The sequence below is a fragment of the Pedobacter chitinilyticus genome (assembly GCF_003313385.1).
GTDB lineage: Bacteria > Bacteroidota > Bacteroidia > Sphingobacteriales > Sphingobacteriaceae > Pedobacter > Pedobacter chitinilyticus.
Genome location: NZ_QMHN01000005.1, coordinates 367,875 through 392,364, shown reverse-complemented (window position 1 = coordinate 392,364; position 24,490 = coordinate 367,875). Strand labels below are relative to the sequence as shown.

The 24,490-nt window shown below is 39.2% G+C and carries 23 protein-coding genes; 13 read left to right on the top strand and 10 right to left on the bottom strand.

The annotated features are described in order from the left end of the window. The first annotated feature begins 46 nt into the window (after positions 1-46). A complete protein-coding gene (gene uvrC, locus DUT70_RS16530; RefSeq protein WP_113648456.1) occupies positions 47-1,855 on the top strand; it encodes an excinuclease ABC subunit UvrC in 1,809 nt (602 codons plus the stop codon). 173 nt (positions 1,856-2,028) lie between these two features. Here uvrC and porN read toward each other — a convergent pair whose 3' ends face one another. From porN to ppnP, 8 genes are all read right to left on the bottom strand, one after another. Continuing rightward, a complete protein-coding gene (gene porN / locus DUT70_RS16525; protein WP_113648455.1) occupies positions 2,029-2,964 on the bottom strand; it encodes a type IX secretion system ring subunit PorN/GldN in 936 nt (311 codons plus the stop codon). Between the two features lie 6 nt (positions 2,965-2,970). Next, positions 2,971-4,497, bottom strand: coding sequence for a type IX secretion system motor protein PorM/GldM (gene porM, locus DUT70_RS16520; RefSeq protein WP_113648454.1), 1,527 nt, complete (start codon positions 4,495-4,497; stop codon positions 2,971-2,973). Positions 4,498-4,534: 37 nt separating this feature from the next. Further along, positions 4,535-5,344, bottom strand: coding sequence for a type IX secretion system motor protein PorL/GldL (gene porL, locus DUT70_RS16515; protein ID WP_113648453.1), 810 nt, complete (start codon positions 5,342-5,344; stop codon positions 4,535-4,537). 53 nt (positions 5,345-5,397) lie between these two features. Then, positions 5,398-6,717 carry a T9SS ring complex lipoprotein PorK/GldK gene (gene porK, locus DUT70_RS16510; protein ID WP_113648539.1) on the bottom strand — a complete coding sequence of 440 codons (1,320 nt, stop codon included), beginning with the start codon at positions 6,715-6,717 and terminating at the stop codon, positions 5,398-5,400. Between the two features lie 350 nt (positions 6,718-7,067). Continuing rightward, a complete protein-coding gene (locus tag DUT70_RS16505; protein ID WP_113648452.1) occupies positions 7,068-7,838 on the bottom strand; it encodes a uroporphyrinogen-III synthase in 771 nt (256 codons plus the stop codon). 15 nt (positions 7,839-7,853) lie between these two features. Beyond that, entirely contained in the window at positions 7,854-8,816 is a 963-nt protein-coding gene (locus DUT70_RS16500; RefSeq protein ID WP_113648451.1) for a DUF4271 domain-containing protein, read from the bottom strand. A 1-nt stretch (position 8,817) separates the two neighbouring features. Further along, positions 8,818-10,548 (bottom strand): ShlB/FhaC/HecB family hemolysin secretion/activation protein, encoded by a 1,731-nt coding sequence (locus DUT70_RS16495; protein ID WP_162926649.1) that lies wholly within the window; start codon positions 10,546-10,548, stop codon positions 8,818-8,820. Positions 10,549-10,591: 43 nt separating this feature from the next. Next, the gene (gene ppnP / locus DUT70_RS16490) at positions 10,592-10,870 is read right to left on the bottom strand and encodes a pyrimidine/purine nucleoside phosphorylase (RefSeq protein ID WP_113648449.1); all 279 of its coding nucleotides are present in this window, start codon (positions 10,868-10,870) and stop codon (positions 10,592-10,594) included. A gap of 101 nt (positions 10,871-10,971) precedes the next feature. Between ppnP and hemW the strand changes: the two genes are divergently transcribed. From hemW to DUT70_RS16460, 6 genes are all read left to right on the top strand, one after another. Continuing rightward, positions 10,972-12,114, top strand: coding sequence for a radical SAM family heme chaperone HemW (gene hemW, locus DUT70_RS16485; RefSeq protein WP_113648448.1), 1,143 nt, complete (start codon positions 10,972-10,974; stop codon positions 12,112-12,114). Between the two features lie 43 nt (positions 12,115-12,157). After that, a complete protein-coding gene (locus DUT70_RS16480) occupies positions 12,158-12,943 on the top strand; it encodes an SDR family oxidoreductase (RefSeq protein ID WP_113648447.1) in 786 nt (261 codons plus the stop codon). 144 nt (positions 12,944-13,087) lie between these two features. Then, positions 13,088-13,966, top strand: coding sequence for a cupin-like domain-containing protein (locus tag DUT70_RS16475; RefSeq protein ID WP_113648446.1), 879 nt, complete (start codon positions 13,088-13,090; stop codon positions 13,964-13,966). Positions 13,967-14,225: 259 nt separating this feature from the next. Next, entirely contained in the window at positions 14,226-14,840 is a 615-nt protein-coding gene (locus DUT70_RS16470; RefSeq protein WP_113648445.1) for a sugar O-acetyltransferase, read from the top strand. A 66-nt stretch (positions 14,841-14,906) separates the two neighbouring features. Continuing rightward, a complete protein-coding gene (locus DUT70_RS16465; RefSeq protein WP_113648444.1) occupies positions 14,907-15,698 on the top strand; it encodes a DUF3050 domain-containing protein in 792 nt (263 codons plus the stop codon). Between the two features lie 65 nt (positions 15,699-15,763). Next, positions 15,764-17,032: a DUF5690 family protein gene (locus DUT70_RS16460; protein ID WP_113648443.1), complete on the top strand. Its 1,269-nt coding sequence runs from the start codon at positions 15,764-15,766 to the stop codon at positions 17,030-17,032. A gap of 75 nt (positions 17,033-17,107) precedes the next feature. Here DUT70_RS16460 and DUT70_RS16455 read toward each other — a convergent pair whose 3' ends face one another. Beyond that, complete coding sequence (locus tag DUT70_RS16455) at positions 17,108-17,533, bottom strand: YybH family protein (RefSeq protein WP_113648442.1); 426 nt, start codon at positions 17,531-17,533, stop codon at positions 17,108-17,110. Positions 17,534-17,594: 61 nt separating this feature from the next. On the opposite strand from DUT70_RS16455, the gene DUT70_RS16450 reads away from it, so the two are divergent. The 6 genes from DUT70_RS16450 (at position 17,595) to DUT70_RS21220 (ending at position 23,728) form a co-directional block, all read left to right on the top strand. Then, positions 17,595-17,963 carry a ribosomal maturation YjgA family protein gene (locus DUT70_RS16450; protein WP_113648441.1) on the top strand — a complete coding sequence of 123 codons (369 nt, stop codon included), beginning with the start codon at positions 17,595-17,597 and terminating at the stop codon, positions 17,961-17,963. A gap of 469 nt (positions 17,964-18,432) precedes the next feature. Then, positions 18,433-19,524, top strand: a complete 1,092-nt coding sequence (locus tag DUT70_RS16445; RefSeq protein ID WP_113648538.1) for a vWA domain-containing protein — start codon at positions 18,433-18,435, stop codon at positions 19,522-19,524. A 92-nt stretch (positions 19,525-19,616) separates the two neighbouring features. Further along, positions 19,617-21,095, top strand: coding sequence for a sigma 54-interacting transcriptional regulator (locus tag DUT70_RS16440; protein WP_113648440.1), 1,479 nt, complete (start codon positions 19,617-19,619; stop codon positions 21,093-21,095). Between the two features lie 196 nt (positions 21,096-21,291). After that, the gene (locus DUT70_RS16435) at positions 21,292-22,548 is read left to right on the top strand and encodes a metallophosphoesterase (RefSeq protein ID WP_113648439.1); all 1,257 of its coding nucleotides are present in this window, start codon (positions 21,292-21,294) and stop codon (positions 22,546-22,548) included. A 73-nt stretch (positions 22,549-22,621) separates the two neighbouring features. After that, on the top strand, positions 22,622-23,509 hold the full coding sequence (locus DUT70_RS16430; protein ID WP_113648438.1) for a UbiA prenyltransferase family protein: 888 nt from the start codon (positions 22,622-22,624) through the stop codon (positions 23,507-23,509). Positions 23,510-23,563: 54 nt separating this feature from the next. Continuing rightward, complete coding sequence (locus DUT70_RS21220) at positions 23,564-23,728, top strand: hypothetical protein (RefSeq protein WP_162926636.1); 165 nt, start codon at positions 23,564-23,566, stop codon at positions 23,726-23,728. A gap of 33 nt (positions 23,729-23,761) precedes the next feature. On the opposite strand, the gene DUT70_RS16425 is transcribed toward DUT70_RS21220, so the two are convergent. Beyond that, entirely contained in the window at positions 23,762-24,451 is a 690-nt protein-coding gene (locus tag DUT70_RS16425; RefSeq protein WP_113648437.1) for a response regulator transcription factor, read from the bottom strand. Between the last annotated feature and the right edge of the window lie 39 nt (positions 24,452-24,490).

Genomic DNA, 24,490 nt, shown 5'->3' with positions numbered 1-24,490 from the left:
TTTAAACCTACGAGGTCTAATTTTTTAGTGTAAATTTGTCATCTAGATGAGCAGTTTCGATTACAAAAAAGCGTTAAAAGACATTCCCCATAAACCTGGCGTTTATCAATATTTTGATATTGAGGATAAACTCATATACATTGGTAAAGCCAAAGACCTCCGAAATCGCGTAAGCTCCTATTTTGTAAAGGACAAACAAATTAACGGAAAGACTAGGGTATTGGTGTCGAAAATTAGACGCATACAATTTACCATTGTAGATACCGAAATAGATGCCTGGTTGTTAGAAAACAGCTTAATCAAAAAGCATCAGCCTCGTTACAACATCATGCTAAAGGATGACAAAACCTATCCGTGGATTGTCATCAAAAAAGAACCTTTTCCACGTGTTTTTTCGACCCGTAGAATGGTGAAAGATGGCTCGACTTATTTAGGACCATACGCTTCTGTAGGGATGATGCATACCATCCTAGATTTAATTAAAGAAACCTACACACTGCGTACCTGCAATCTTCCTTTAACACCTGAGAATATCAATGCAGGAAAGTTTAAGGTATGCTTGGAATATCAAATTGGCAATTGCAAAGGTCCTTGTCAAAACTACCAAACCAAGGAAGATTACGAAACCAACATTGCAGAAATTAAAGATATTTTAAATGGCAAAATAGGCAATGTCATTAAGGATGTGAAGCAAGTAGTTAAAACAGCTGCTGAGGACCTTAATTTTGAGCTGGCACACAATTACCAAAAAAAGCTGAGCGTTTTAGAAAAGTACCAAAGCAAGTCTACCGTAGTAAGCAGTGCCATCACCAATATTGATGTAGTAAGTATAGCCAGTGACGAACGATATGCCTTTGTGAATTACCTCAAAGTAATGAACGGAGCGATTATCCAAACGCAGACCATAGAAATTAAAAAGCGATTGGACGAGAGTGATGAAGAGCTTTTATCTATCGCTATTGCCGAATTTAGAACGAAATTTAAAAGTACCTCTCGAGAAATCATTGTTCCTTTTGAAATCCCATTGGAGGACATGAATTTAAAGCTTACGCTACCTAAGCTTGGCGAGAAGAAAAAACTGTTAGAGCTCTCTCAAAAGAACGTATTATTCTTTAAAAAAGAAAAACTAAACCAATACGAAAAGCTAAATCCAGAACTGAAAACAGAACGCGTACTTACTCAAATGAAAAATGATTTGAGACTTACGCAACTGCCTCATCATATCGAGTGTTTTGATAATTCTAACTTTCAGGGCAAGTATCCAGTATCAGCCATTGTGGTTTTTAAAGATGCCAAACCAAGCAAAAAAGATTATAGGCACTTTAACGTAAAAACAGTAGAAGGTCCCAATGATTTTGCGACCATGGAGGAGGCTGTTTACAGGCGATATAAGCGGATGTTAGAGGAAAATCAATCATTGCCTCAACTGATTATAATTGATGGCGGTAAAGGACAGCTTTCATCTGCAGTGAGTAGTTTAAAGAAATTAGGGATAGACAAGAAGGTCACCGTGATTGGCATCGCTAAAAGGCTAGAAGAACTTTATTATCCTAACGATAGTTTACCGATGTACCTAGATAAAAAATCGGAAACGTTGAAAATCATTCAGCAGCTTCGTGATGAGGCGCACCGTTTCGGAATTACTTTCCACCGAAAAAAACGAGACAAAGGAACTTTAAAAACGGAACTAGAAGAAATAGAAGGTATTGGCAAAAGCACCGCTGAAAAATTGTTGACGCACTTCAAATCCGTGAAGCGAATTAAAGAAGCTAGTGCAGAAGAGCTATCCAAGTTATTGAACAAAAAACAAGTCGTTACACTAGTAAATTACTTTAACGATACTGAAGCTAACTAAACCAGGACTTTTACGTCGTTGCGAGGTACAAAGCAACCTCATTTGATTTTAGCATTAAGATTGCTTCGTAACTCGCAATGACGTGATGCACTAAAATGACAAAATAGTCTATCACAAAAAAAAGTCCCGATGAACAAACATCGAGACTTTTTATTTCGTTGAACTAGACTTGGTTAATATTCCCAAAGACCTTGTTCCATATCAGCCATTTTTTTCTTGATACGTTCACTTTCCAATAAGCGTAGCCTAGGATCAGTAATTAAATCTTTTACTTTATAATCACCAGAGTTGGTTTCCTTAACGATATAGCTAGAGAATAAACGATGTATAAAGAAATCGTCCATGCTTAATGGCGAAGAGTCATTTAAAGCATTGAAAAGTCTTTTGGTTGCTAAAATATCTCTAGCTTCCTCATAGGCGATCCAAAATACGGGTTGCCAATCTTTAGTTTGCTCATTGAACTTCAAAGGAGCCAAGCCGATGATACGAGGTTCGAAAACACCTCTTTTACCATCAAAAACCCAGTCTTCCTTAATTCTATATTTCAAGAACAAAGCAGGATTAAACTCTCCTGGCACTTGTGTAACTGTTCCCGTTTTATTGTTGGTTACGTTTACCACGCCATTTGCCAATTTAATTGCTTCAGCCGTATCTAATGGGAAATTAAAAGCATCGTCATCATCCAAAGTGGTTGGGTTTTTAGGGTTATAAGCGGTAAGCTCTTCTAATCTTACTTGAGTGAGCAATACATCTATTAACCTTGATTTTGGGAAGTTAAGTACACCGTTAATGGTATCGCGTAAATCGATATCTCTCCAAACGCGTTTGGTAAGCACTACGTCCTCATCCTTAATTACTGCTAAAAATGCTTTTTCTGAAGCCGTATCCCTTAATTCCTTCTCCATGGCATAGCCATCTTTTGGCTTTACCTTTTGCTTTTTCTTAACCGTTTTGGTGGTATCTACTTTTGGAACTTCTGTCTTAGGAGCTTCTTGTACCACCTTAGCAGGAGGATTCTTTGCACCTTTCTTATTGGTATTCGCTTTTTGGGCAAAACCAGTAACTGAAATTACCGCAATTAATACCAACGACAACGCAATCTTTTTCATCTTCAATTATTTTACATTAAATACCAACGCAGGTAAAACCTTTTGTCTACCATCAGGGCCTTGAGAAACAATTTGGTCAAAAATAACCCTTGTTCCTGGCGATACCGCATTGATTGCACTTCTTACTGCTCCAGTAAAATTACCACCTTGTCCTGATATCGTAATCGCATCAGCACGAGGTTTAATTACTGTTACTTCAAATCGCAAGATTTTAAATTTCACATCAAAAGGGAAATCATCTAAATCAGCTTCAATTTCCGACTCGCTTTTCAATTGTACGGAAGCAATATCGCCACCACCGTAACCACCAACTTTAGCTACTGGTGCAGGAATGGCTTTTACTCTAAATTTAGGAGCGCCCAAGTTCACTGTTTTCCCAGCATTTGTACCAGAAACACTGATAGAAACTTCTTTGCCTACTAAGGAACCCGGTACATTTACCATATATTTTCCATTGCCACCGGTTAACGAACCACCACCTGTAATGGAAGCATTAATATTCGGAAAACCCGCAGCAGAAATAGTAAATGGATTCGGAATACCCGCATAAATCACATTCAGCTTATCAGAAGAAACCGTTGCCGAAGGGGCAGCCACTTGATAAGTCTGTGGTTTAGTTTCGTAAGTCTTAATGTTACCGTTTCTTTCTTTAACTCTAATCGTACCTTTCCAAGTGAAAGTACCTACACTACCAGTACCGCCTGTATAAACACCTTTTCCGTTTTCAGTAGGCACTTTATTCCCATTCACACTAACATCTGGACTAGATTTAGAATCACTAGCAGTCAAATAAATTTCAGCTTTATAGGGCTGGCCTTGTATCACGTATGAAGAAGGTGCAACCGCAACCGCTTCAAACTGATCTAGTACCACAATAGGTTTGTCAGCCAAAATCTTATTGATGATGTCCGCTTCCATGTTTTTAGCATCATTCTGCAACATCGTCAAAATGGTTCTGAAAGCGGCTAAAGGCACACCTTCACCAAAATTATTACCTGTCCACGTTTTTGGTTCGCCAGCTTTAGGTTTTACCGGATCAAGTGCTTGTAGCATAAAAGTCGGCTTACCCTCATCAGCCTGCAACAACGCAGCTAATTTCTTACCTGTTTCGTTAATTTTAGCTTGTAATTTTTTACCTGCTTTATTTTCAGTGTCGCTACCCATGATATTTTGACCAATATCGAGGTTGTTTTTTTGCACTAATTCGCCATTTTCGTCAAGTCCCTCTTCAGCAATCTTTGCTTGAAGTCCATCAATATGCTTGATCAAATCTTCAGCAACCTTTTGCGCTTCTTTTGCTCTATTTAATTTAAGCAAATTATCGCCACTCTCCTTGGCTTTTGTGCTTTCGTAATTTCTTAAAAGTTGGGTGATGTTATTTCCAACGTTTTCTTTAGAGGTATTCAAACTATCATTAATGTTCTTGAAAGCTTTTAATACCAAATCAGAAACGTTTAGGGCAAGCATAGCTAATAGTACCAAATACATGATACCAATCATCTTCTGCCTTGCCGTTTCCTTACCTCCTGCCATATTATATCAATATTTATAAGTTAGATTAATATGACCATTAAGCACGTGGTTGATTCATTGCCGTTAACATGTTACCATAAATGGCATTTAACGACGACAGATTCTTGGCAAGTTTACCAACTTCTTCTTTAAACTGTTTCGAATCTTCCATCGATTCATTGAAGTTATCCATGGTTAAGGCCAAGTTCTGGTAAAATTTATTCATTGATTTTAAGTGAGCGCTAGAATCTTGCAATTCTAATTCATACACTGCATTTAAAGCCGAAAGGTTTTTTGCCAAATTATTTACTTGCTCATGATAAGCTTTTGAATCTGCATTGCTAGCACCTAACTCAGCCAATTGCTCAGTAGCTTTACCAAAAGCAGCATTCATATTACCAAGGCTAGCGCTAGCGCCTTTTACGTTAGATGTAAATTCATTAGTAGCTAAAGAAGCATCTGCCACACTAGAGATACTTGCTACTCTATCTCCAAAAGTACGTAAGCCATTACCTAGGCTTTCGATCAATTCTGCACCAATTTTTTCGTTTACTAGTTTATCTAATGCACCAGTAGAAGAAGCACCTCCTACCGCGGCAACTTGAGGGATTGCATCGTTAGGTGTAGGTTTTCCATCTTTACGCAATTGGGGGTAAACTTTATCCCATTCCACATCTGCATGAGGAGGGAACAAACCGCCTAGCAGGAACAGAATAGCCTCTACACCCAGTCCCACCCCAATCATGATACTTCCCCAAATACCTCCCAAGTGAAGGATTTTAAATAACGCACCAACAATTACAATAGACGCACCGATTGACGTTGCTAAGTGTAATTTCGCCTCATTAGTAGCATATTTTCCTGCCATAATTCTTAATAGTTAATTTTTTAGTTTGTGGTTTTTTATTTTAATTTCTGTTTTTACATTAAGCTATTTCCTGCGTAGTGTGACACACATCTGAAACCGATGTATGATCTAGGAATGTTTTGGTATTCGTGTTGCGCTACTGAGTTTTGAAGGAAAAATCCGATATCTTTCCATGAGCCACCTTTCACAACCTTACGTTTACCTTTTCTAAAAATTGGGTTTTTATCCTCTGGCAATGAGCTGTTGTAAGAGTTCAAGGTCCACTCTGCTACGTTACCCGACATGTTATATAAACCGTAATCGTTTGGCAAGTATGCTTTAGCTTCAACAGTGTATAAAGCACCGTCATCCGCGTAGTTACCTCTACCCACTTTAAAGTTTGCTTGCAAACAACCTTTGGCGTTCATGATATAAGGACCACCCCAAGGATATTTAGTTTGTGTTCTACCACCACGGGCCGCGTATTCAAATTCAGCTTCCGTTGGCAAATCGTATTTTAATCTAGAATTAGAAGGCAATTTACGCTGACGGGCAACATTTTCATAAAACTGCGTACGCCAGTTACTAAAAGCTCTTGATTGATCCCAAGTAACCCCAACTACCGGATATCTGTCATACGAAGGGTGGTTAAAGTAAGCCTCAACCATTGGATCGTTATACTCGTAAGTGTAATCTTTTCTCCAAACCAAGGTATCAGGGTAAACCATTACAGAAGGGTGTTCGTTTACTTTTCCAGGAGTTGGATTATCAGTATAGATATCGTAATCGTCGATACGTTGTCTGTTAGGCGATGAAGCATTTTCCAAAGCCATATCCAAGTTTTTCTCTACAAAAGCATAGCGCAAAAGCTTAATATCAATATCCTTATCATTCTTACCATTGGTAAAGCTTGAAAGGTTATCATTGATATACATCGCTTTTAGCTTATTCTGTACGTCTGGTTTCTTATTTCTCCAAAGATTAGAACCATTTCCTACTTTTTTCCAGTCGATGGTTTTAAAAGTAGAAGGTCCAGCGGCAGCACCACCTTTTGGCTTAATGAAATAATCGTCAATATTACCTTTAGTAACGGCGATGGAATCTCTTACCCAATTCACGAACTGCCTGTACTCAGCGTTGGTGATCTCTGTTTGGTCCATATAGAATGGGCTCATCGAAACCATCTTACTTTGTTTGCCTTGATAAAAGGTAATATCCTCATCGGTCATCCCCAAAAGGTTACGACCACCAGGTATATAAACCATCCCCAACGGGATAGCATTGTTCTTGAATTTCCTGTTATAAGCCCCTACTAATTCCCCATTACCGCCCTTTCCGCAACTAGAAAGCATTAAAGAAAGCACGGTAATCGCAAGAAAGTATAATTTCTTCATATGTTGTCTAAGCAATTTTATAGCAATTTTATCAATTAACATTGAGATTAACAACTATTCGCACAAAAAAATCCACACTTTTTGTATCGAAATATTTTATTAACATTCTGTTTATTTCAAAACGCAAGAATTTTAGAGATAATTGACTCGTCTTTAAAGCGACGGTTTTATCCGTAAAACCACCAAAGGTCATCAAATAGGCACATTTTAAATGTACCTACCTGACAACCAGTAGAAGTTAACGCTATTTTTATTGCTTTATTATGTTATCGTCATCTAAGAAGCATTTAATTTGCAAGTTAAACGATAACCAACTGCATATCAATACCTATAAACAGGTATTTGAGCAATTATTTGTTGGATTTTTTGATATAGTTCTCCAGCGCCATAATCATTGAAGGTGCTTCTGGATTTGGTGCCGCAATATCCACAATCAAACCTTTATCGGCCACCGCTTTTTGGGTATTTAAACCAAAAGTTGCAATACGAGTATTATTCTGTAGAAAATTGGGGAAATTTATATACAGTGACTGAATACTCGAAGGGCTAAAGAAAGCTAGGATGTCATAAAACACATCAGCCAGGTCAGAAAGGTCGCTTACCACGGTCCTAAACAGTACCGCAGGTGTTACATCGTAGCCATTTTTCTGAAGAAAGTTCATGGTATCCTCAGTTGCTACATCCGAACAAGGGTAAAGGAACTTCTCCCCCGCGTGTTTCTTTAGTACTTCAGCCAAATCAGCAGCCGTTTGCTTTCCGAAGAAAATCTTACGTTTTCTGTACTGAATATATTTTTGGAGATAAAGTGCCGTAGATTCTGAGATACAGAAGTATTTTAAATTCACTGAAACTTCGAAGCGCATCTCTTCACAAATCCTAAAAAAATGATCAACAGCATTTCTGCTGGTAAAAACCACTGCCGTATAATCAACCAAATTGATTTTTTCTTTCCTAAAATCTTTGGCCGGAACGCCCTCAACGTGAATAAAAGAGCGGAAATCTATTTTTAGATTATACTTCTTGGCTAAATCAAAATATGGCGATTTTTCAGTTTCTGGCTTAGGCAAGGTTACCAATATACTTTTTACCTTGCGCAATCTTTCGTCTTTGTTTTCTTGCATTTTCCTAGTTAGCACTTATATACCTACTGCCTTGATTAATATCAATATAGGGCAAATTTCGAGGGTGCAAAAATACAAAAATAAATACAATTTAGGAAACCTATATTGTGATAAAATATTTATTGCTGCCCTTATGAACTGAAAAACAAAGATGAGCAGCAAGGCTGATATCCCTAAGACGATATAGCTAGCACCGTATTTTTTAGCAGATAGGGCAAAGGCTATGATGATGGGAATGAACAATAAAGAGGTATTAAAATAACTTAAATATAATATTGAGATGTATTGATGAAGCGGGCGCTGCACATCAAATACGAAACCAATAAACCTAAGACATATTATTTTAAGCAAATATAAAAAGATTACACCTACCGAAACTGTTACAAAGAAACTAAACCCTCCCTGATTGGCTGCTGGTAAATTTTGGTACTGGGCAGCGAGGTAAAAAAACATCCCGATAGTAAAGCCGAATTGGATAAATAACAACAAAAATGACCAGGACGTCACCAAGTTATCTTCCTTATTCAAGTTGGCAAGTGCTCTATTGCTATAGAAAGATTGTACTACTGAACTAAGCTGCTTGCCAAAAGCATTCTTTAAAATGGCAAAAAGCACCAACAAAAATCCAATAATACCCAAAACCCAAACATCCCCCTTGGGCAAAAGCTGACCATGTTGGTAGCTTACTTTCTCTTGAGGATTATTTGCTTGGGCAATTACTTTTTGCAAAGAGAATACTTCAAAACCATAGCCACGATTCAAACTATCCAACCATAGCGCATTGGTTAGCGAATCTCTTATTTTTAAAATATTGGGCGTTAAAGTATCTATGGCCTTCACCTGCGCGGTATCAGCAAGCAAACTATCTTGCAAAAACAGAACATTATGTGCTGTATCTTTTTGCACTGGAACTTGTGCTTGACTGAAGACAGTCGTTACGGCAATTAGAAAGAAAAACAAAAAGCTTTTTTTTGACATATTAAAATAGGGCAGTAACGCCGAAGTGCACTTTCCCGTTGCGCAAATTTAAGGGATTATTTCGTTGTTTGCCTAATGCATAGCTTATGGAAAGTATTCCTAAGTTGGTTTCGAAGTTCACACCTGCCCCAAAACCCAAAGGAAAATCGGTGTAGCTTTGCTTTGAGGCCTTGTATTGCAAATATCCTTGGTTATAAAAAGCAAAAAGAAAAGAGTTTTGCTCCAGCAAATATCTTAGTTCGGCGTTACCATAGGTATATTGGGTGGCCAGTACTGAAAGTTCATTAAACCCCCTTAAACTTCGTTGCCCACCAAGCCTGAATACTTCATTTTCAAGCAATTGCTTACTGTTAATAATCCCTGTTTGATTTGCCAAAGCAAAAACAAGTTGTTTGGCTAATGGGATATAATAATTAATATGGCTAAACCATCGGTAAGAAGTACTGCTTAATGTTATTCCTTGATAAAGCTGTTCGGGGATGGCCGCATTACGTTTGATCTTTCTACTTCCTACGGCCACATCCAAGACCAAGCTATAGCCTTTTTGCGGATTATAGCGATAATCGAGATTTTCCATATTTAATCCCAACCCGTAAAAAATAGTATTGGCATCCAATACTGGCGGCAGTGTGGTTGCATTTTGATAAGCTTCTACGGATGAAAGTCGTGAGGATTTGTTCTCGACAAAAAACTGAAAAGTATTATTGCCTTTCATTAGATAATTAAACCCAAGCTTGGTATCTACATTTAAAAAAGATGAATCTTGTTTATACAAATAAAGACTTGGACTTAGACCAAAATCTGTATTCAATACATGTGGCACTATCGCTTTCACATCTAGTAATTGGCTGCGTTGAGAAAGTCCCTGATAATTAAAGTTAAGTTGCTCTCCCCTTTTAAAAGCATTTTGCAAATGCAACCTTAAATTTCCGACCAACTGTGTTTTACCCGTAGCCGCATTTTGTTGCAGACCAACCACTCCATCAAACTGGTTCGCATCTCTTTTGTTCACAAAGATACTCACCTTGGCTTTCTCCCCCGAAAATCTAATTTCTGTTGGCTTTACCACCGTTAAAAAAGGCAGCTCACGCAAACGGTTCTCTATGGCTTGAACTGTTTTTTCGACGTATGGAGCGCCAGCTTTAATATTAAGGTAGGATTGTATGTATTTTTGAGCAATTTGACCGCTACCCACCACTTGTATGGTATCAAAAAAAAGCCGTTGTTGAGGTTTTACATGAACACTGGCCGAAATTGAGTTATTCAAAATATGGATCTGCTCCAAGCTCACGCTGGCAAATGGATAGCCATTGTTTTCGTAATAAGTTAAAAGTGTTTCAAAAAGATGGCTTAACCTGTCTGCATTAAAAGCGGCACTTTCAAAGCTTCGCTCTCTAAATCCAGCTGCTTGCTTAGCTGCACTAGGTAAATTACCGCTAGACAAACTGACCCATCGGTACAATTGATGAGGCAAAATACTGATGGTTGCCTCTTTTCCTTTAAAGTTTAGCTTGCTAATTTCTGCCAACAAATAGCCCCGAAATTGCAGTTGCGACAATACCTTCTCCGCTTCGCGATAAACAGCCAAACTATCTGAGACCTCTTTTTGATAGGAGATTTTTTTGGCAATAGCTTTAGCGGTATCGGGCAAAACTACCGATACTCTATAGATCTGCTGCGCCGATGAGCTTACACTAAAACAAATCAAAAGCCATACAACTAAGCATCTCATACGCATCAAAAATAATAAAGGAGGCAGGCTTATTTCAGCTTTTCTATTTGTATTTGCACAAATAAGCAACTTGCTGTGCGGCTTTTACCTTAAATGAAGTATGGGCTGGCACTTCAAATTGCTGTCCAGCGAGATAAGTTCTCCACTCGTTTTGACTAGGAAGCAAGACTTCCATTGCACCTTCCACTACAGTCATCGTTTCATGCGTGGATGTGCCAAATTCATATTCGCCAGCATTGATCACGCCCACGGTAGACTTTCCATTGTTTTCGTAAGCCAGTGATTTCACGGCTCCATCAAAATACTCATTTACAGCTATCATATCGCTAAAATAGCAACATAAAATTAATCTGACTCTCCTATTATAAAAAATTAGCCCCGCTCTGTGATTGCCTAAATTCAAATTAACCTACCTTTGCAAAAATGGCAGGTATTTATATCCATATTCCTTTCTGCAAAAAAGCTTGCACTTATTGCGATTTTCACTTTACCACTTCTACTAAATACTTAGATGAAATGGTGGAAGCCATTTGCATGGAAATAGTGATGAAGAAAGACCGATTGGCAAACCAGCAAATAGAGAGCATTTACTTTGGCGGCGGCACCCCAACCACCTTACCAAGTGCTGCACTGCAAAAAATACTGGCAACCATTGAACAGTGGTTCTCCATTTCTGCCAATGCCGAAATCACGATAGAGGCCAATCCAGATGACCTTACCGCTCAAAAAATTACCGAATTAAGGCAATTGCCCTTCAACCGTTTTAGCATAGGGACACAATCTTTTTTCAATGAAGATTTGATTTGGATGAACCGTGCCCACAATGCGCAAGAAGCTACCGACTGTATTAAAAGAAGTCAAGATGCTGGTTTTGAAAAACTAACCATTGATCTTATTTACGGATATCCTTTACTCAACAACGAGAAATGGACTAGCAATATCCAAACGGCAATTTCGCTTGAAGTACCTCATATTTCGGCCTATTCACTCACCGTTGAGCCACGTACAGCCCTTGCCAATGCCATTGAAAAAGGCAAACAACCGATGGTGAGCGACGACCAAAGTGCTGAACAGTTCCTCATGTTGGTAGATACCTTAACCGGCAATGGATTTGATCACTACGAAATTTCCAATTACAGTTTACCAGGGAAATATGCAGTTCACAACACCAACTACTGGAAAGGTGTCCCTTACTTAGGGATTGGACCTTCTGCCCACGGTTTTGATGGCATCAATCGTTATATCAACATTGCCAACAATGCAAAATATTTAGAAAGCATTGGTAAAAAACAGCTGCCTGAAACCATCGAACAGCTGAACAACGCTGATCAATTTAACGAATATGTGATGACTTCACTACGTACCATGTGGGGCATCAGCCTTGAAAAAGTGAATGCCCAGTTTGGTAAAAAACCACAGGAACTCATCCTTAAAAACATCAAACCTTATCTATCCGACGAAAAAGTTTACATCGACAACCACCACATTTATCTTAGTAATAAAGGAAAATTATTTGCGGATGGTATTGCCGCAGCACTTTTCTTAGACGAAGATGAATTAAACTAAAATCACTACTTCCCCTTTGGAGGTAAAATCGTAAAACGATATGATGAACAATAAAATAGTATGGATCACAGGTGCATCATCGGGAATTGGCGAGGCACTCGTATACGAACTAAATGCAGCTGGTGCGAAACTCATTATTTCTTCTCGCAACAGAGATGAATTGTTCCGTGTAAAACAAAAGTGCCGTAACCAAATCGACGTACACGTACTTTCGCTGGACCTTGAAGATAGTGAAAGCCTTCCTACCAAAGCCGCGGATGCAATACGTATTTACGGGCATATCGATATACTGATTAACAGTGGCGGCATTAGCCAGAGGGCCTTAGCTTTAGAAACTGACCTTAAAATGGAACAGCGCTTTATGGACATCAATTTTTGGGGAACGGTAATTTTAAGCAAAGCCGTTTTACCACGAATGATTAACCGAAATACTGGGACCATTGTATGTGTAAGCAGCTTAGTTGGCAAGTTCGGCACCAGGTTCCGTTCGGCATATTCCGCATCCAAACATGCGCTACACGGATATTTCGAATCGTTAAGAATAGAGTTGGACAATCCAAATATCCATATCATGTTAGCCTGTCCAGGTTTCATCAAAACCAAAGTCACCATTAACGCCTTAACCGCCAACGGCACCACACAAGGAACGATGGACGCTGCCCAAGAAAACGGAATGGCGGCAGATGAATGTGCTAAACAAATCATCAAGGCAATTGAAAACAAGAAAGATGAAGTTTACATTGGCGGAAAAGAAGTAAAGGGCGTTCTGCTAAAGAGATTTTTCCCTAAATATTTTGCCAAGCTCATAAAAAAAACCAAGGTTACCTGAGTCTTTTAGGGCTAAAAAACATTATGATTTACATCACTTTATTCCCTACTTTTACACAATAGTCACACATCTTTAAGTTTTTTATTACAACTTTGTACCAATTAATTTAGCTTAAATTAACCGAAAGTTTATAAACTACACCAAATGAGCTTTATATTAAAACCCGTTGACACCGTAGAATCCATCACCCCAGAGGACTTTAAGAAGAATTATCTGAAGAAAAAACGTCCTTTAATTATTAAAGGCCTTACCAAAGACTGGCCTGCAAGAGAAAAGTGGACTACCGAGTACTTGAAGGAAATTGCAGGAGAGCTTGAAGTGCCGCTTTACGACAATTCAAAAGCAGACCCAAGCAAACCTATTAACGCTGCAACCACACACATGAAATTTGGCGAATACCTTGATCTTATTAAGCGTGAGCCTACAGAATTAAGGATATTTTTCTTCAACTTATTCAAAAAAGTACCAAGCCTAATTAACGACATCAAAATCCCTAAAGATTTAATGGGCGGATTTATCGAAAGCATGCCTGCCATGTTTTTTGGCGGCTCAAACTCGGTAACTTTCCTACATTACGACATTGACCTTCCACATATTTTCCATACCCACTTTGGTGGTCGCAAGCATATCATCTTGTTCGACTACAAATGGAAAAAGCGCCTTTATTGCTTACCAAATGCAACTTATGCTTTGGAAGATTATAAAGTAGACAATCCTGATTTCGAAAAATTCCCGTCATTAAACGGCATCGAAGGTTACGAAGTTTTCCTTGAACATGGCGACACCCTGTTTATGCCTACTGGAATGTGGCACTGGATGAAATACGTAGATGGCTCATTCTCTTTGAGTTTAAGAGCTTGGGACCAATCCATTAGCCGTAAAGTAGCCAGCGTTTGGAGCTTATTTAGACATGGCGCAGTAGACAGCTTAATCAAAATGATGTTCAAAGAAAAATATGCCAACTACCGCGAAAAGCTAGCTGTAAAAAGAGCAGAAAACGCTTACGCAAAAGGCAAACTTTAAAAATATTCAGAAAAGCACTTGCAGCGGGGCGTCGGTTACGATAGCCCCGCTTTTACTTTTATCTTTTTTGTGGATGGAACTGCCATCCAACATTACACTGAGTTCTTCAAAGTGCTTGCAAGCAGCCCTTCTACAGGCACCAAAAAAGGATAACCGTGCAATCGGGTTTAAGACACAAAAACCTGCAAAAAAACACCCAAATCTCATAAACGTAAAAATAATTGCAGCTTAGCTACGCCATTGCTTAATTTCGCGAACTATGGGAGAAAAGCAACTTACCGAAAAAGAAAAGATGCTGGCTGGCAAAGCCTATCAAGCTGGAGATAATGAACTGGCCAATGATAGATTAAAGGCTCGTGAAATTGTTTTCGAATTTAATAACTTGCCTCCAAAACAAATCAAGCAGCGCAAACAGCTCATCAAAAAACTATTTGGCAAAACCGAAACCATGTTCTATGTAGAACCGCCTTTGCGTTGCGATTACGGTTATAATATTGAAGTTGGCGATCATTTCTACAGTAACTTCAATCTAGTGATTTTAGATTGTGCGAAAGTTTCAATCGGTAATCACGCTTTTTTTGGGCCAAATGTGGCTATCTACACCGCAGGACATCCAATACACCCAAATTTACGTAACCAAGAACATGAATGGGCACAGCCCATTACCATTGGCAACAGTGTTTGGTTGGGCGGCAACACAGTCATCAACCCTGGCGTTACCATTGGCAGCAATGTCGTGATTGGCTCGGGCAGTGTAGTCACCAAAGACATTCCCGACAATGTATTTGCAGCAGGCAATCCGTGCAAGGTAATCCGTGAAATTACCGATGCCGACAAAGATTTTTACTACAAGAACTTCACTTTAGAACAATAAAAACACCCACAACAGACACTTACGATTTTTCAAACAACTTCGTAAACCTTAAAAATATCCCCCAAAATGAATTCCCATATCGAGAAAATCAACCAAACAACAGCAACGCTCAGAAATCAAATTGTAAACCATGGTGTTTACACTCAAATTAGCGAGCTACCCGAGTTACGTATTTTCATGGAGCATCATATTTATGCCGTTTGGGATTTCATGTCGTTACTTAAAGCATTACAGATCAATCTTACCTGCACTACCCTACCTTGGTTCCCTGTTGGAAATGCCAAAACAAGACAATTGATCAATGAAATTGTTGCTGGCGAAGAATCTGATGTGGACGAAAAGGGCGATATCAAAAGTCATTTTGAACTATATATTGATGCGATGGTACAAGTTGGGGCCAATACCCAGCCTATCCAAACGTTTATCCAATCGCTTCAAGTGGGAAAAACCTTTGAAGAAGCTTATGCTCTGGCGAACGTTCCATTGGCAGCACAACAGTTTATCAATAGTACTTTTGCCATCATCAATGCAGGCAAAAACCACGCTACCGCAGCAGCTTTTACCTTCGGCCGTGAAGATTTAATTCCCAATATGTTCCACAGCATGGTGAATGATTTAAACAGCAAACATCCTGACCAAGTCACTATTTTCAAATATTATTTAGACCGACATATTGAAGTGGATGGCGATCACCATAGCCACTTGGCATTGGAGATGACCAGCGAACTTTGTGGGAATGAAGAAAATGCTTGGAACGAAGCTTCAGCTGCAGTAGAAGAAGCCTTAAAACAACGAATTAATTTATGGAATGCGGCACTCAAAGAAATTGAGCAAATCCGCAGTACAGCGTCCGTGTAATTTCATTGCGACTTCTTTAGTTTTTCGTGCTATTTTAGGTTATCTTCAATTAAGATTAACCTTTTATGAGCCAAACCAATACCCGTAAATCTATCCAAACTGGGCTTTACGCCGCCGTAGTGGTGTTTTTAGCCTACACCATGATTTTCGGCTACCGTAAAACTTTTACCGTAGCCACTTTTGATGGCTTAACTATTGCTGGATACAGCTATAAAACAGTGTTGGTGATTAGCCAAATGCTGGGATATTTATTGGCAAAATTTTATGGCATCAAATACATTTCCGAACTACAACGAACAGGTCGTGGCAAAATCATATTGGTGCTTACTAGCATTGCGTGGTTAAGCTGGCTACTGTTTGCCATCGTTCCATCCCCTTACAACATTGTCTTTCTTTTTGTAAATGGTTTCCCTTTAGGCATGCTTTGGGGCGTTGTATTTTCTTATGTAGAAGGACGAAGAAGTACTGATTTTATTGGAGCAGCGCTAGCTGTTAGCTTTATTTTTGCTTCTGGCTTTGTGAAATCTGTAGGTGCTTTGCTGATGAACAATTTTGGCATTAGCGAATTTTGGATGCCTTTTTATGCTGGATTGGTATTCTGCCTTCCCTTGCTTTTGTTTGTTTACTTGATGGAAAGAATTCCCCAGCCAGATGCGGAAGACATTGCTTTTAGGTCGCAACGGGTAGCCATGACCGCTGATGACCGAAAGAAATTCATTCGTGATTTTTTGGGCGGAATTGTCGCCTGTGTCATCATCTATTGTTTTGCTACCATCTTTAGGGACATTAGGGATAACTTCAGTGCCGAGATGTGGAAGGAAATGGGGTTCTTTAACCAACCAGCCATATTTTCTAAAACCGAAACACCAATTACCTTAATTGTACTCGCGCTCATTGGTAGCATGGTGATGATTAAAAATAATTTTGTAGCGTTAAAAACAGCGCATTATTTTATTCTAATAGGTTTTATTTTGGCTGGAGCTTGTACGTTATTATTTAAATCAGGACAACTGAGCCCCATTGCTTGGATGACTTTAGTAGGGCTTGGTTTGTACATGGTTTACATTCCCTTTAATGCCATTTTCTTCGACCGATTGATTTCTACCTTTAAATATGCCAGCAACGTTGGCTTTCTCATTTATATTGCCGATGCTTTTGGGTATGTAGGCAGCATTGGAGTCCTCGTAAGCAAGGAGATTTTCAAAATACAACTGAACTGGGTAACTTTCTTTTCGAGCAGCGTGATGATATTGTCTGTCATTGGTGTAGCGCTTACGATTTACTCCTTGTATTATTTTTCGAGGAAGTATAGGAAGTTGGCTCCGATGAAATAGCCTTGTCATTCAGAGCTTAGCGCAGAATCTATTTGATGTCTCGTGCCTCGACACGGCAAGGAGGCCCAAATTTAGCTAAGAACTATGGTCTGCAACCACTTTCCATTGCCCACTGATTTTTCTCAATAGCAAAGTGAAATATCCCTTGGGTTCATCTTTTTCTCGCTTCAAGTTCCAACTGCCCAACACGAAGGCTCTATCTTTTGCCAGAAAATCTATTTTTTTAATACCGAAAGTTAAAAAGCCCATCGCACTTTTATCCGGGTAACCTTTCTTATAATTATCTAAAGTTTTTTGCCAGCCATAAGTAGGCCCATTTTTACCAACAAACAGCAGACTATCGCTTTTCCAATATCCTTGCATATAAGCATCCATATCTCCTTTGTTCCAACCTTGACACTGGTCTTCCAACACTTTTAAAATCGCTGTTCGGTCTTGGGCGGTTTGGGCCATTACATGGCTAGCCACAAAGCATAATAGGATCGTCAATAATCTTTTCATAAAAAACCTTTGTTAACAAATCTAATAAATTTATTTTCATGCACCATAAATACAAAAGCCAATGAAAATACAATTCAACATCAGGTATTTTGCTCTTGCCGTGATCCTTTTCATCACAGAAGTCCTGATTGCACTTTACATTAATGACCAATTCGTTCGCCCTTATGTTGGCGATGTGTTGGTGGTTATTCTCATCTATTGTTTTGTAAAAGCTTTCGTTAACCTACCTGTTTTAAAAACAACTATTGGCGTGTTACTCTTTGCCTATCTGATAGAAACACTCCAATATTTTCAATTTGTAAAACGAGTGGGCTTGGAACATTCTAGATTAGCCAATGTAGTGATTGGAAATTATTTTGCTTGGGAAGATATATGGGCCTACACCATTGGCGCTGTAATTATTTTACTTGCAGAGCGAGGAAAGCTTTAAGCATTCAAACCTCGCAGGTTTTAAAAACCTACGAGGTTTTTTATAGCAGTGGGCACTGGAGCTAAACGTTGACCATCTTATTTGTTAGTTGTTCAGCGTTTCCGCTTTATGAGATTCATCCTTTCGTTGGAATGACAGGAAAAAATTAGATGCAATGCCTTTGCTCAATAAACCAGATGGCAGCGTTATCCTTTTTGTTGCACCAACGCAAGGAAAAAACCTCGTAGGTTTTTGAAACCTACGAGGTTTAGGGCAGTGGCTACAACAAAAAGATAGTAGCGAACAGCAGGACTTGCGTATCCGATGGAAAACGAACGATCATTTCCAAGTCTTAAAATGCTAAAAATGGACTATTTTAACAGCAAATGGCAAAAGGCACTTCTTAAAAGAATATGACATCTGCCTTAAAATATTCCATTGGCAAACCATTACCTTAGTTGTTACGTTAATGAAAGGTGCTAAGAGCGATATGAAAGGTTATCAGTTTTCTAAATTTTTACCGAACGAATTGCCCAAAGGTGGCTTTGATGAATTGCTGAAATTATTTACGCAACTCCTCAATTACACGGCTGGGGATGCTGGCGAAGCTTTGGCTTGGATGAATGAGTTGGACAAGCAATACAAGTTTACTAACAACGACTATGGAATGGGTGATTTCATTGAAGACCTGAAGGACAAGGGCTATTTGAAGGAAGAGGATGGGGAGGTAAAAATCACTGCCAAAACGGAACAAACCATTCGTAAGTCGGCCTTGGAAGAAATTTTCGGAAAGCTTAAAAAAGCTGGAAAGGGTAATCATAACAGCAATATTTCGGGGATTGGCGAAGAAAAAAATGCAGACCGACGGGAGTTTAATTTCGGGGATAGTTTGGACCAAATCGACATGACGGCTTCTATCCACAATGCCCAAATAAATCATGGCTTAGGCAATTTCACGCTTACAGAACGTGATTTGGAAGTGGAAGAAAAGGACTACAAAACTTTAACTTCTACTGTGTTGATGATCGACATTTCGCACTCGATGATTTTATACGGGGAAGACCGCATTACTCCTGCTAAGAAAACGGCCATGGCTTTGGCTGAACTGATTAAGACCAAATACCCGAAAGATACTTTGGACATCGTGGTTTTTGGGAACGATGCTTGGCCAATCAGCATTAAAGACCTGCCCTACTTGCAAGTTGGGCCCTACCATACCAACACTTTTGCAGGTTTGGAACTGGCTACCGATTTGTTACGCAGGCGAAAAACGCACAACAAGCAAATTTTCATGATAACGGATGGCAAGCCTACTTGCTTGAAGGAGAATGGGCGTTATTACAAAAACAGTGTGGGATTGGACAGAAAAGTGATTGGCAAAACGCTGAACATGGCGGCACAGTGTAAAAGATTAAACATTCCCATCACCACGTTTATGATTGCCAAAGACCCTTACTTGCAGCAGTTTGTGAGGCAATTTACACAAATTAATGGCGGCAGGGCCTTTTACAGCTCGCTAAATGGCTTAGGCGAGTACATTTTTGAAGATTATATTAAAAACAGAAGAAGAACCGTACGGTAGTCCGAAAGTGAAGAGACCGAAAGGCCGAAGTTAGCATGCCTATGATACTTCGGTCTTCCTGACTTTAAGGACTTCCCGACTAAATAAAAAATATGCAAGCAACAACTCTAGGAGAACTAAAAGCAACCTCATATCAATCGTTAAGTATTAAAGACGAGCTTAGGAAAAATTTAATTAAACAGTTACAGCAAAAAGAAGCAGGTTTTGAAGGGATTTTGGGTTACGATGAAACCGTCATTCCCGAACTGCAAACTGCAATTTTGGCCCGACATAATGTATTGTTGTTGGGTTTGAGGGGACAGGCCAAAACACGTATTGCCCGTTTAATGGTGAACTTGCTGGACGAGTACATTCCCTATATTGCGGGTAGCGAGATTTTCGACGACCCTTTGAATCCCATTTCGTGGTACGGGCATCATGAAATTGCCACCAAAGGTGATGATACCCCTATTGCATGGTTGCACCGCAGCGAACGCTACACTGAAAAACTAGCTACGCCTGATGTGACCGTGGCCGATTTGATTGGAGATGTAGATCCCATTAAAGCTGCCAACCTGAAATTGACCTACAACGATGAAAGGGTTATCCACTTTGGTTTAATCCCTAGAGCGCACCGTGGCATTTTCGTGATCAATGAACTTCCCGATTTACAAGCGAGGATTCAAGTGGCTTTATTTAACATGCTGCAAGAAAAGGATATTCAAATCAGAGGTTTTAAGCTTCGTTTGCCTTTGGATATTCAATTTGTGTTTACCGCAAATCCTGAAGATTATACCAACCGTGGAAGTATTGTAACGCCTTTGAAAGACCGTATTGAAAGTCAAATTCTAACCCATTATCCTAAATCGATAGAGATTTCGAGAAAGATTACTTTCCAGGAGGCTAAGCTTACGCCTGAACAACGCTTGATCGAAGCGGATGGCTTGGTGAAAGATTTAGTGGAACAGGTAGCTTTTGAAGCCAGAAAGAGTGAATATATTGATCAAAAATCGGGTGTTTCGGCTCGTTTGACCATTTCGGCATTTGAAAATTTAATTGGCAATGCCGAGCGAAGGATGCTCATCAACAAAGAAAAAGATACTTTCGTGCGTATTTCTGATTTTAGTGGCATTATCCCCGCGGTTACTGGAAAGATAGAATTGGTGTACGAAGGTGAACTGGAAGGTCCCGCTAAAGTAGCGCATACGTTAATTGGGAAAGCTATTAAGCATTTATTTGTCCGTTATTTCCCAGATCCAACAAGAGCGAAGAAAAGTAAAACGGCTAATCCTTACACCGAAATTACGGAGTGGTTTACCGAAGGCAATACCATTGACGTGGATGATAACCTAACCTTGGCGGCGTATAAAAAAGAACTGCAGAAGGTAAAGGGCTTGGAAGAATTGATTAAAAAGTTCCACCCTAAGTTGAGCGAAAACCAAACTTTATTGCTCATGGAATTTGTTTTGCATGGACTATCGGAGTTTTCGCAATTGAATAAAAACTACCTGAACGGTGGCTTTGGGTTTTCTGATATGTTTGAGAGTTTATTCAATGCAGACATTGATGAAGATGATGAAGATTTTGGATAGTTAATATGCTCGCCATTTCGAACGAAGCGAAGCGAGAGAGAAATCTAGCTCTATATGGACTTACGAAGTTTTAAAAACTTCGTAAGTCTTCACTAACTCCTTCTTCTATCATCAGTATGACAAAGATATGGCAAGACCAACGAAACATTTGAAAACTTAATCCATCTAAACACTCAAACTAATTAACTTTATCCCTATGGGAAGAACAATATTTCTTACAGTACTTTGCTTCATCGTCATCTTATTTGATATTTATTGCTACAATGCCATATTAGCTGTATTTAAAAACTGGAAACAAAGTACCAAACAATTCTTTAAAAGAGCGTGGTGGGTAGTCAACATCAGTTTGATTATTGGCGTTTTTTGTGCCATCTATCTTAATCTATTTTTAACTGCTAGAGCCATTATTTTAGTTGCATTCTTCCTTCTTACCGCTAGCAAAGCGATTATATTACCCTTCCTGTTGATTGATGACCTAAGACGGTTGATTATCAAATTCAGCAGATTGCTGAAACGCAAAAAACCTGTTGAGGCGGCAAAAGAAACCATTGCTGGTGAACCTATCAGTCGTTCTTCATTTTTGGTAAAAGCAGGGTTAATTGCAGGGGCTATTCCCCTAAGTTCCTTAAGTTGGGGCATTATTTCTGGCGCTTACGATTATCAGATCAGGAGAGTAAACCTTAAGCTTCCAAATTTGCCTAGCGCCTTTGATGGCATTACCATGGCACAGGTTTCGGATATCCACTCGGGAAGTTTTTACAATAAAACGGCCGTAAAGGGTGGCGTAGAAATGCTCCTTGCCGAAAAGCCCGATTTCGTGTTTTTTACTGGCGACTTAGTGAACAATCTCACCAGCGAAGTAAAAGACTATCAGGATATTTTCAGTAAAGTAACGGCACCACTAGGCGTTTATTCGGTGTTGGGTAATCACGATTATGGTGATTATCATTTTGGCAGAGGCAGTTCGCCAGCCAAAGTGAAAAACCTACAGGATATGGTGGCCACTCATAAAATTATGGGTTGGGATCTTTTAATGAATGAGCACCGTAGATTGAAAGTTGACGGTGAGGAAATAGGTATTCTTGGCATTGAAAACTGGGGAATGGGCCGTTTTCCGAAATATGGAAAAATGGAATTAGCGACACAAAATACGGATGATTTGCCTGTAAAACTATTGCTCTCGCACGATCCATCACATTGGCGTGGAGAGGTATTACAAAAATACCCACAGATAGATGCGATGTTTAGCGGCCATACACACGGTATGCAATTTGGCGTAAGGTTAAAGGAAACCCAATGGAGTCCTATTCAATATATTTATAAAGAATGGGCGGGTCTATATGCCGAACAACAGCAACAATTGTATGTAAATGTGGGATATGGCTTTTTGGGCTATCCTGGCCGTGTAGGTATTTTGCCAGAAATCACGATATTTACGTTAAGCAAAGCTTAGGTATTGCTTGTTATGGGTTACAAGTTATGTACCATCAAGCAACTCATAACCTGCAACTTATAACTGAAAATTAATGATTCGAAAAATAGGTCTATCCATTCTTGATTTTTTGCTGTTTAGCAATTTCTTTATTGCTATTTGTGCAGTAGCTCAAGGCTTGGTCACCTATCATTTGCTCAAAGCAAAACCTAGCGAGCACGTGTTGGCTTTTTTGTTCTTTTCTACTTTGTTGATCTACAATTTAGCGGTGCTGCTCTCTAAACCTAAAGCGCCTCAAAATTCTCCTTTTAAACGTGTAAGATGGATTTTTGCCCATCATAGGTTCACGATTTCCACCACACTTATTTCTGCGCTCTGTTTAATTCCTTTAGGCTTGCTTTACCTAAGCTTCGAATCTAAGTTGCTCATGGTATTTGTGGGCTTACTCTCGGTGGCCTATAATATTCCTTTCTTAAGTTTTAACCAAAAGAAAATAGGCCTGCGTAATATTCCAGGCATTAAGCTCTTCCTTATTTCTTTTGTTTGGGCAAGCAGCTGCGTGCTTCTACCCATTGTTGAGCTGGAAAGCCTACATCAAATTCAAGTTCCACTGAGCGAAACGGTATTGTTGGTAGCTAAAAGATTTCTTTTCGTTTGTGCTATTACCGTTCCCTTTGATATCAGAGATTTATTTCAGGATAAACTTTACGAGCTTAAAACCATTCCAGTAATGCTAGGCGAAAAAAAAGCCTGGATTTTTTGCCAAGCCTTATTGGCAGTTTATCTGCTGCTGCTGGTATTATTTACCAAAGACATTAATCTGGATGTGATAGGACTTACGCTAACCGTATTACTTACGGGCTGGCTCATCTTTAAGTCTAATTTCAAAAGAAACGAATACTATTATTTCTTTTATTTAGATGGCACAATGCTGCTGCAGTACCTTATATTGGTTGCTTGTAGCTGGCTTCCAATATCGTAACCCTCTTGTATAGTTGGCATGTTCTTTGCAAAACATTAAGAAAATCCAACTGAAATGAAAAAGAAACTCCTTATCCCGATACTATGCTTTGCAGTTACCTTATTTGCTTCGTGCTATGCAACGGCAGGTAACAGTGGAAAAGTTCCACCTGGGCAAGTGAAAAAAGCAACAGGGTCTAAATCTGCTAAACCTTATGCTCCTGGTCAAAATAAGAATTAAAAAAGGCCTAGGATTAAATCCTAGGCCTTTTCTTTATCCTGCATTGAAGCGGTAACCTACTCCCCTTACGGTTTGTAACAGCTGTGGATTATCGGCATTAGCCTCTATTTTCTTACGCAAGCGTACAATGTGCATATCTAAGGTACGTGTGTTCACATCTGAATTGTAGCCCCACACTTCCAACATCAAATCTTCTCTGCTGATGACTTGATTAGGGTTACGAAGGAAGTAAAGTAATATCCTGTTTTCTAAAATGGTCAATTCTATTTTCTTCCCGTCACGGAAAAGCGTGTGGATATTTGGATGATGTTCCATATTGCCAAAACGGTGTATTTCTGAACGGTCGGCGTGCAATAAAAACTTCACTTTACTTTCTAACATGGCTACCAAAACATCCATATTGAATGGTTTAGTTACATAATCTGATGCTCCAAATTGATAGGCATCTATTTTATCCACATCTTGCGCTTTAGCTGTCATCATGATAATAAGCCCTTCAAAACCTTGCTTACGTACTTCTTCGCAAACTTCAGAACCTTCTTTTCCAGGCAACATCCAATCTAAAAGCACAATGTCAGGTTTTTCAGTGCTAATGGTCTGTACTGCCGCTAGGCCGTCACCTTCTTCCAAAACCTGATATCCCTCATTCTTTAGTCGATGAACCACTAAAAAACGTAGGTTTTCATCGTCTTCAACAATTAGTATTTTAATATCTTTTGACATAACTATTTAAATTTTTAAATGATTAAATTTTGAATGACT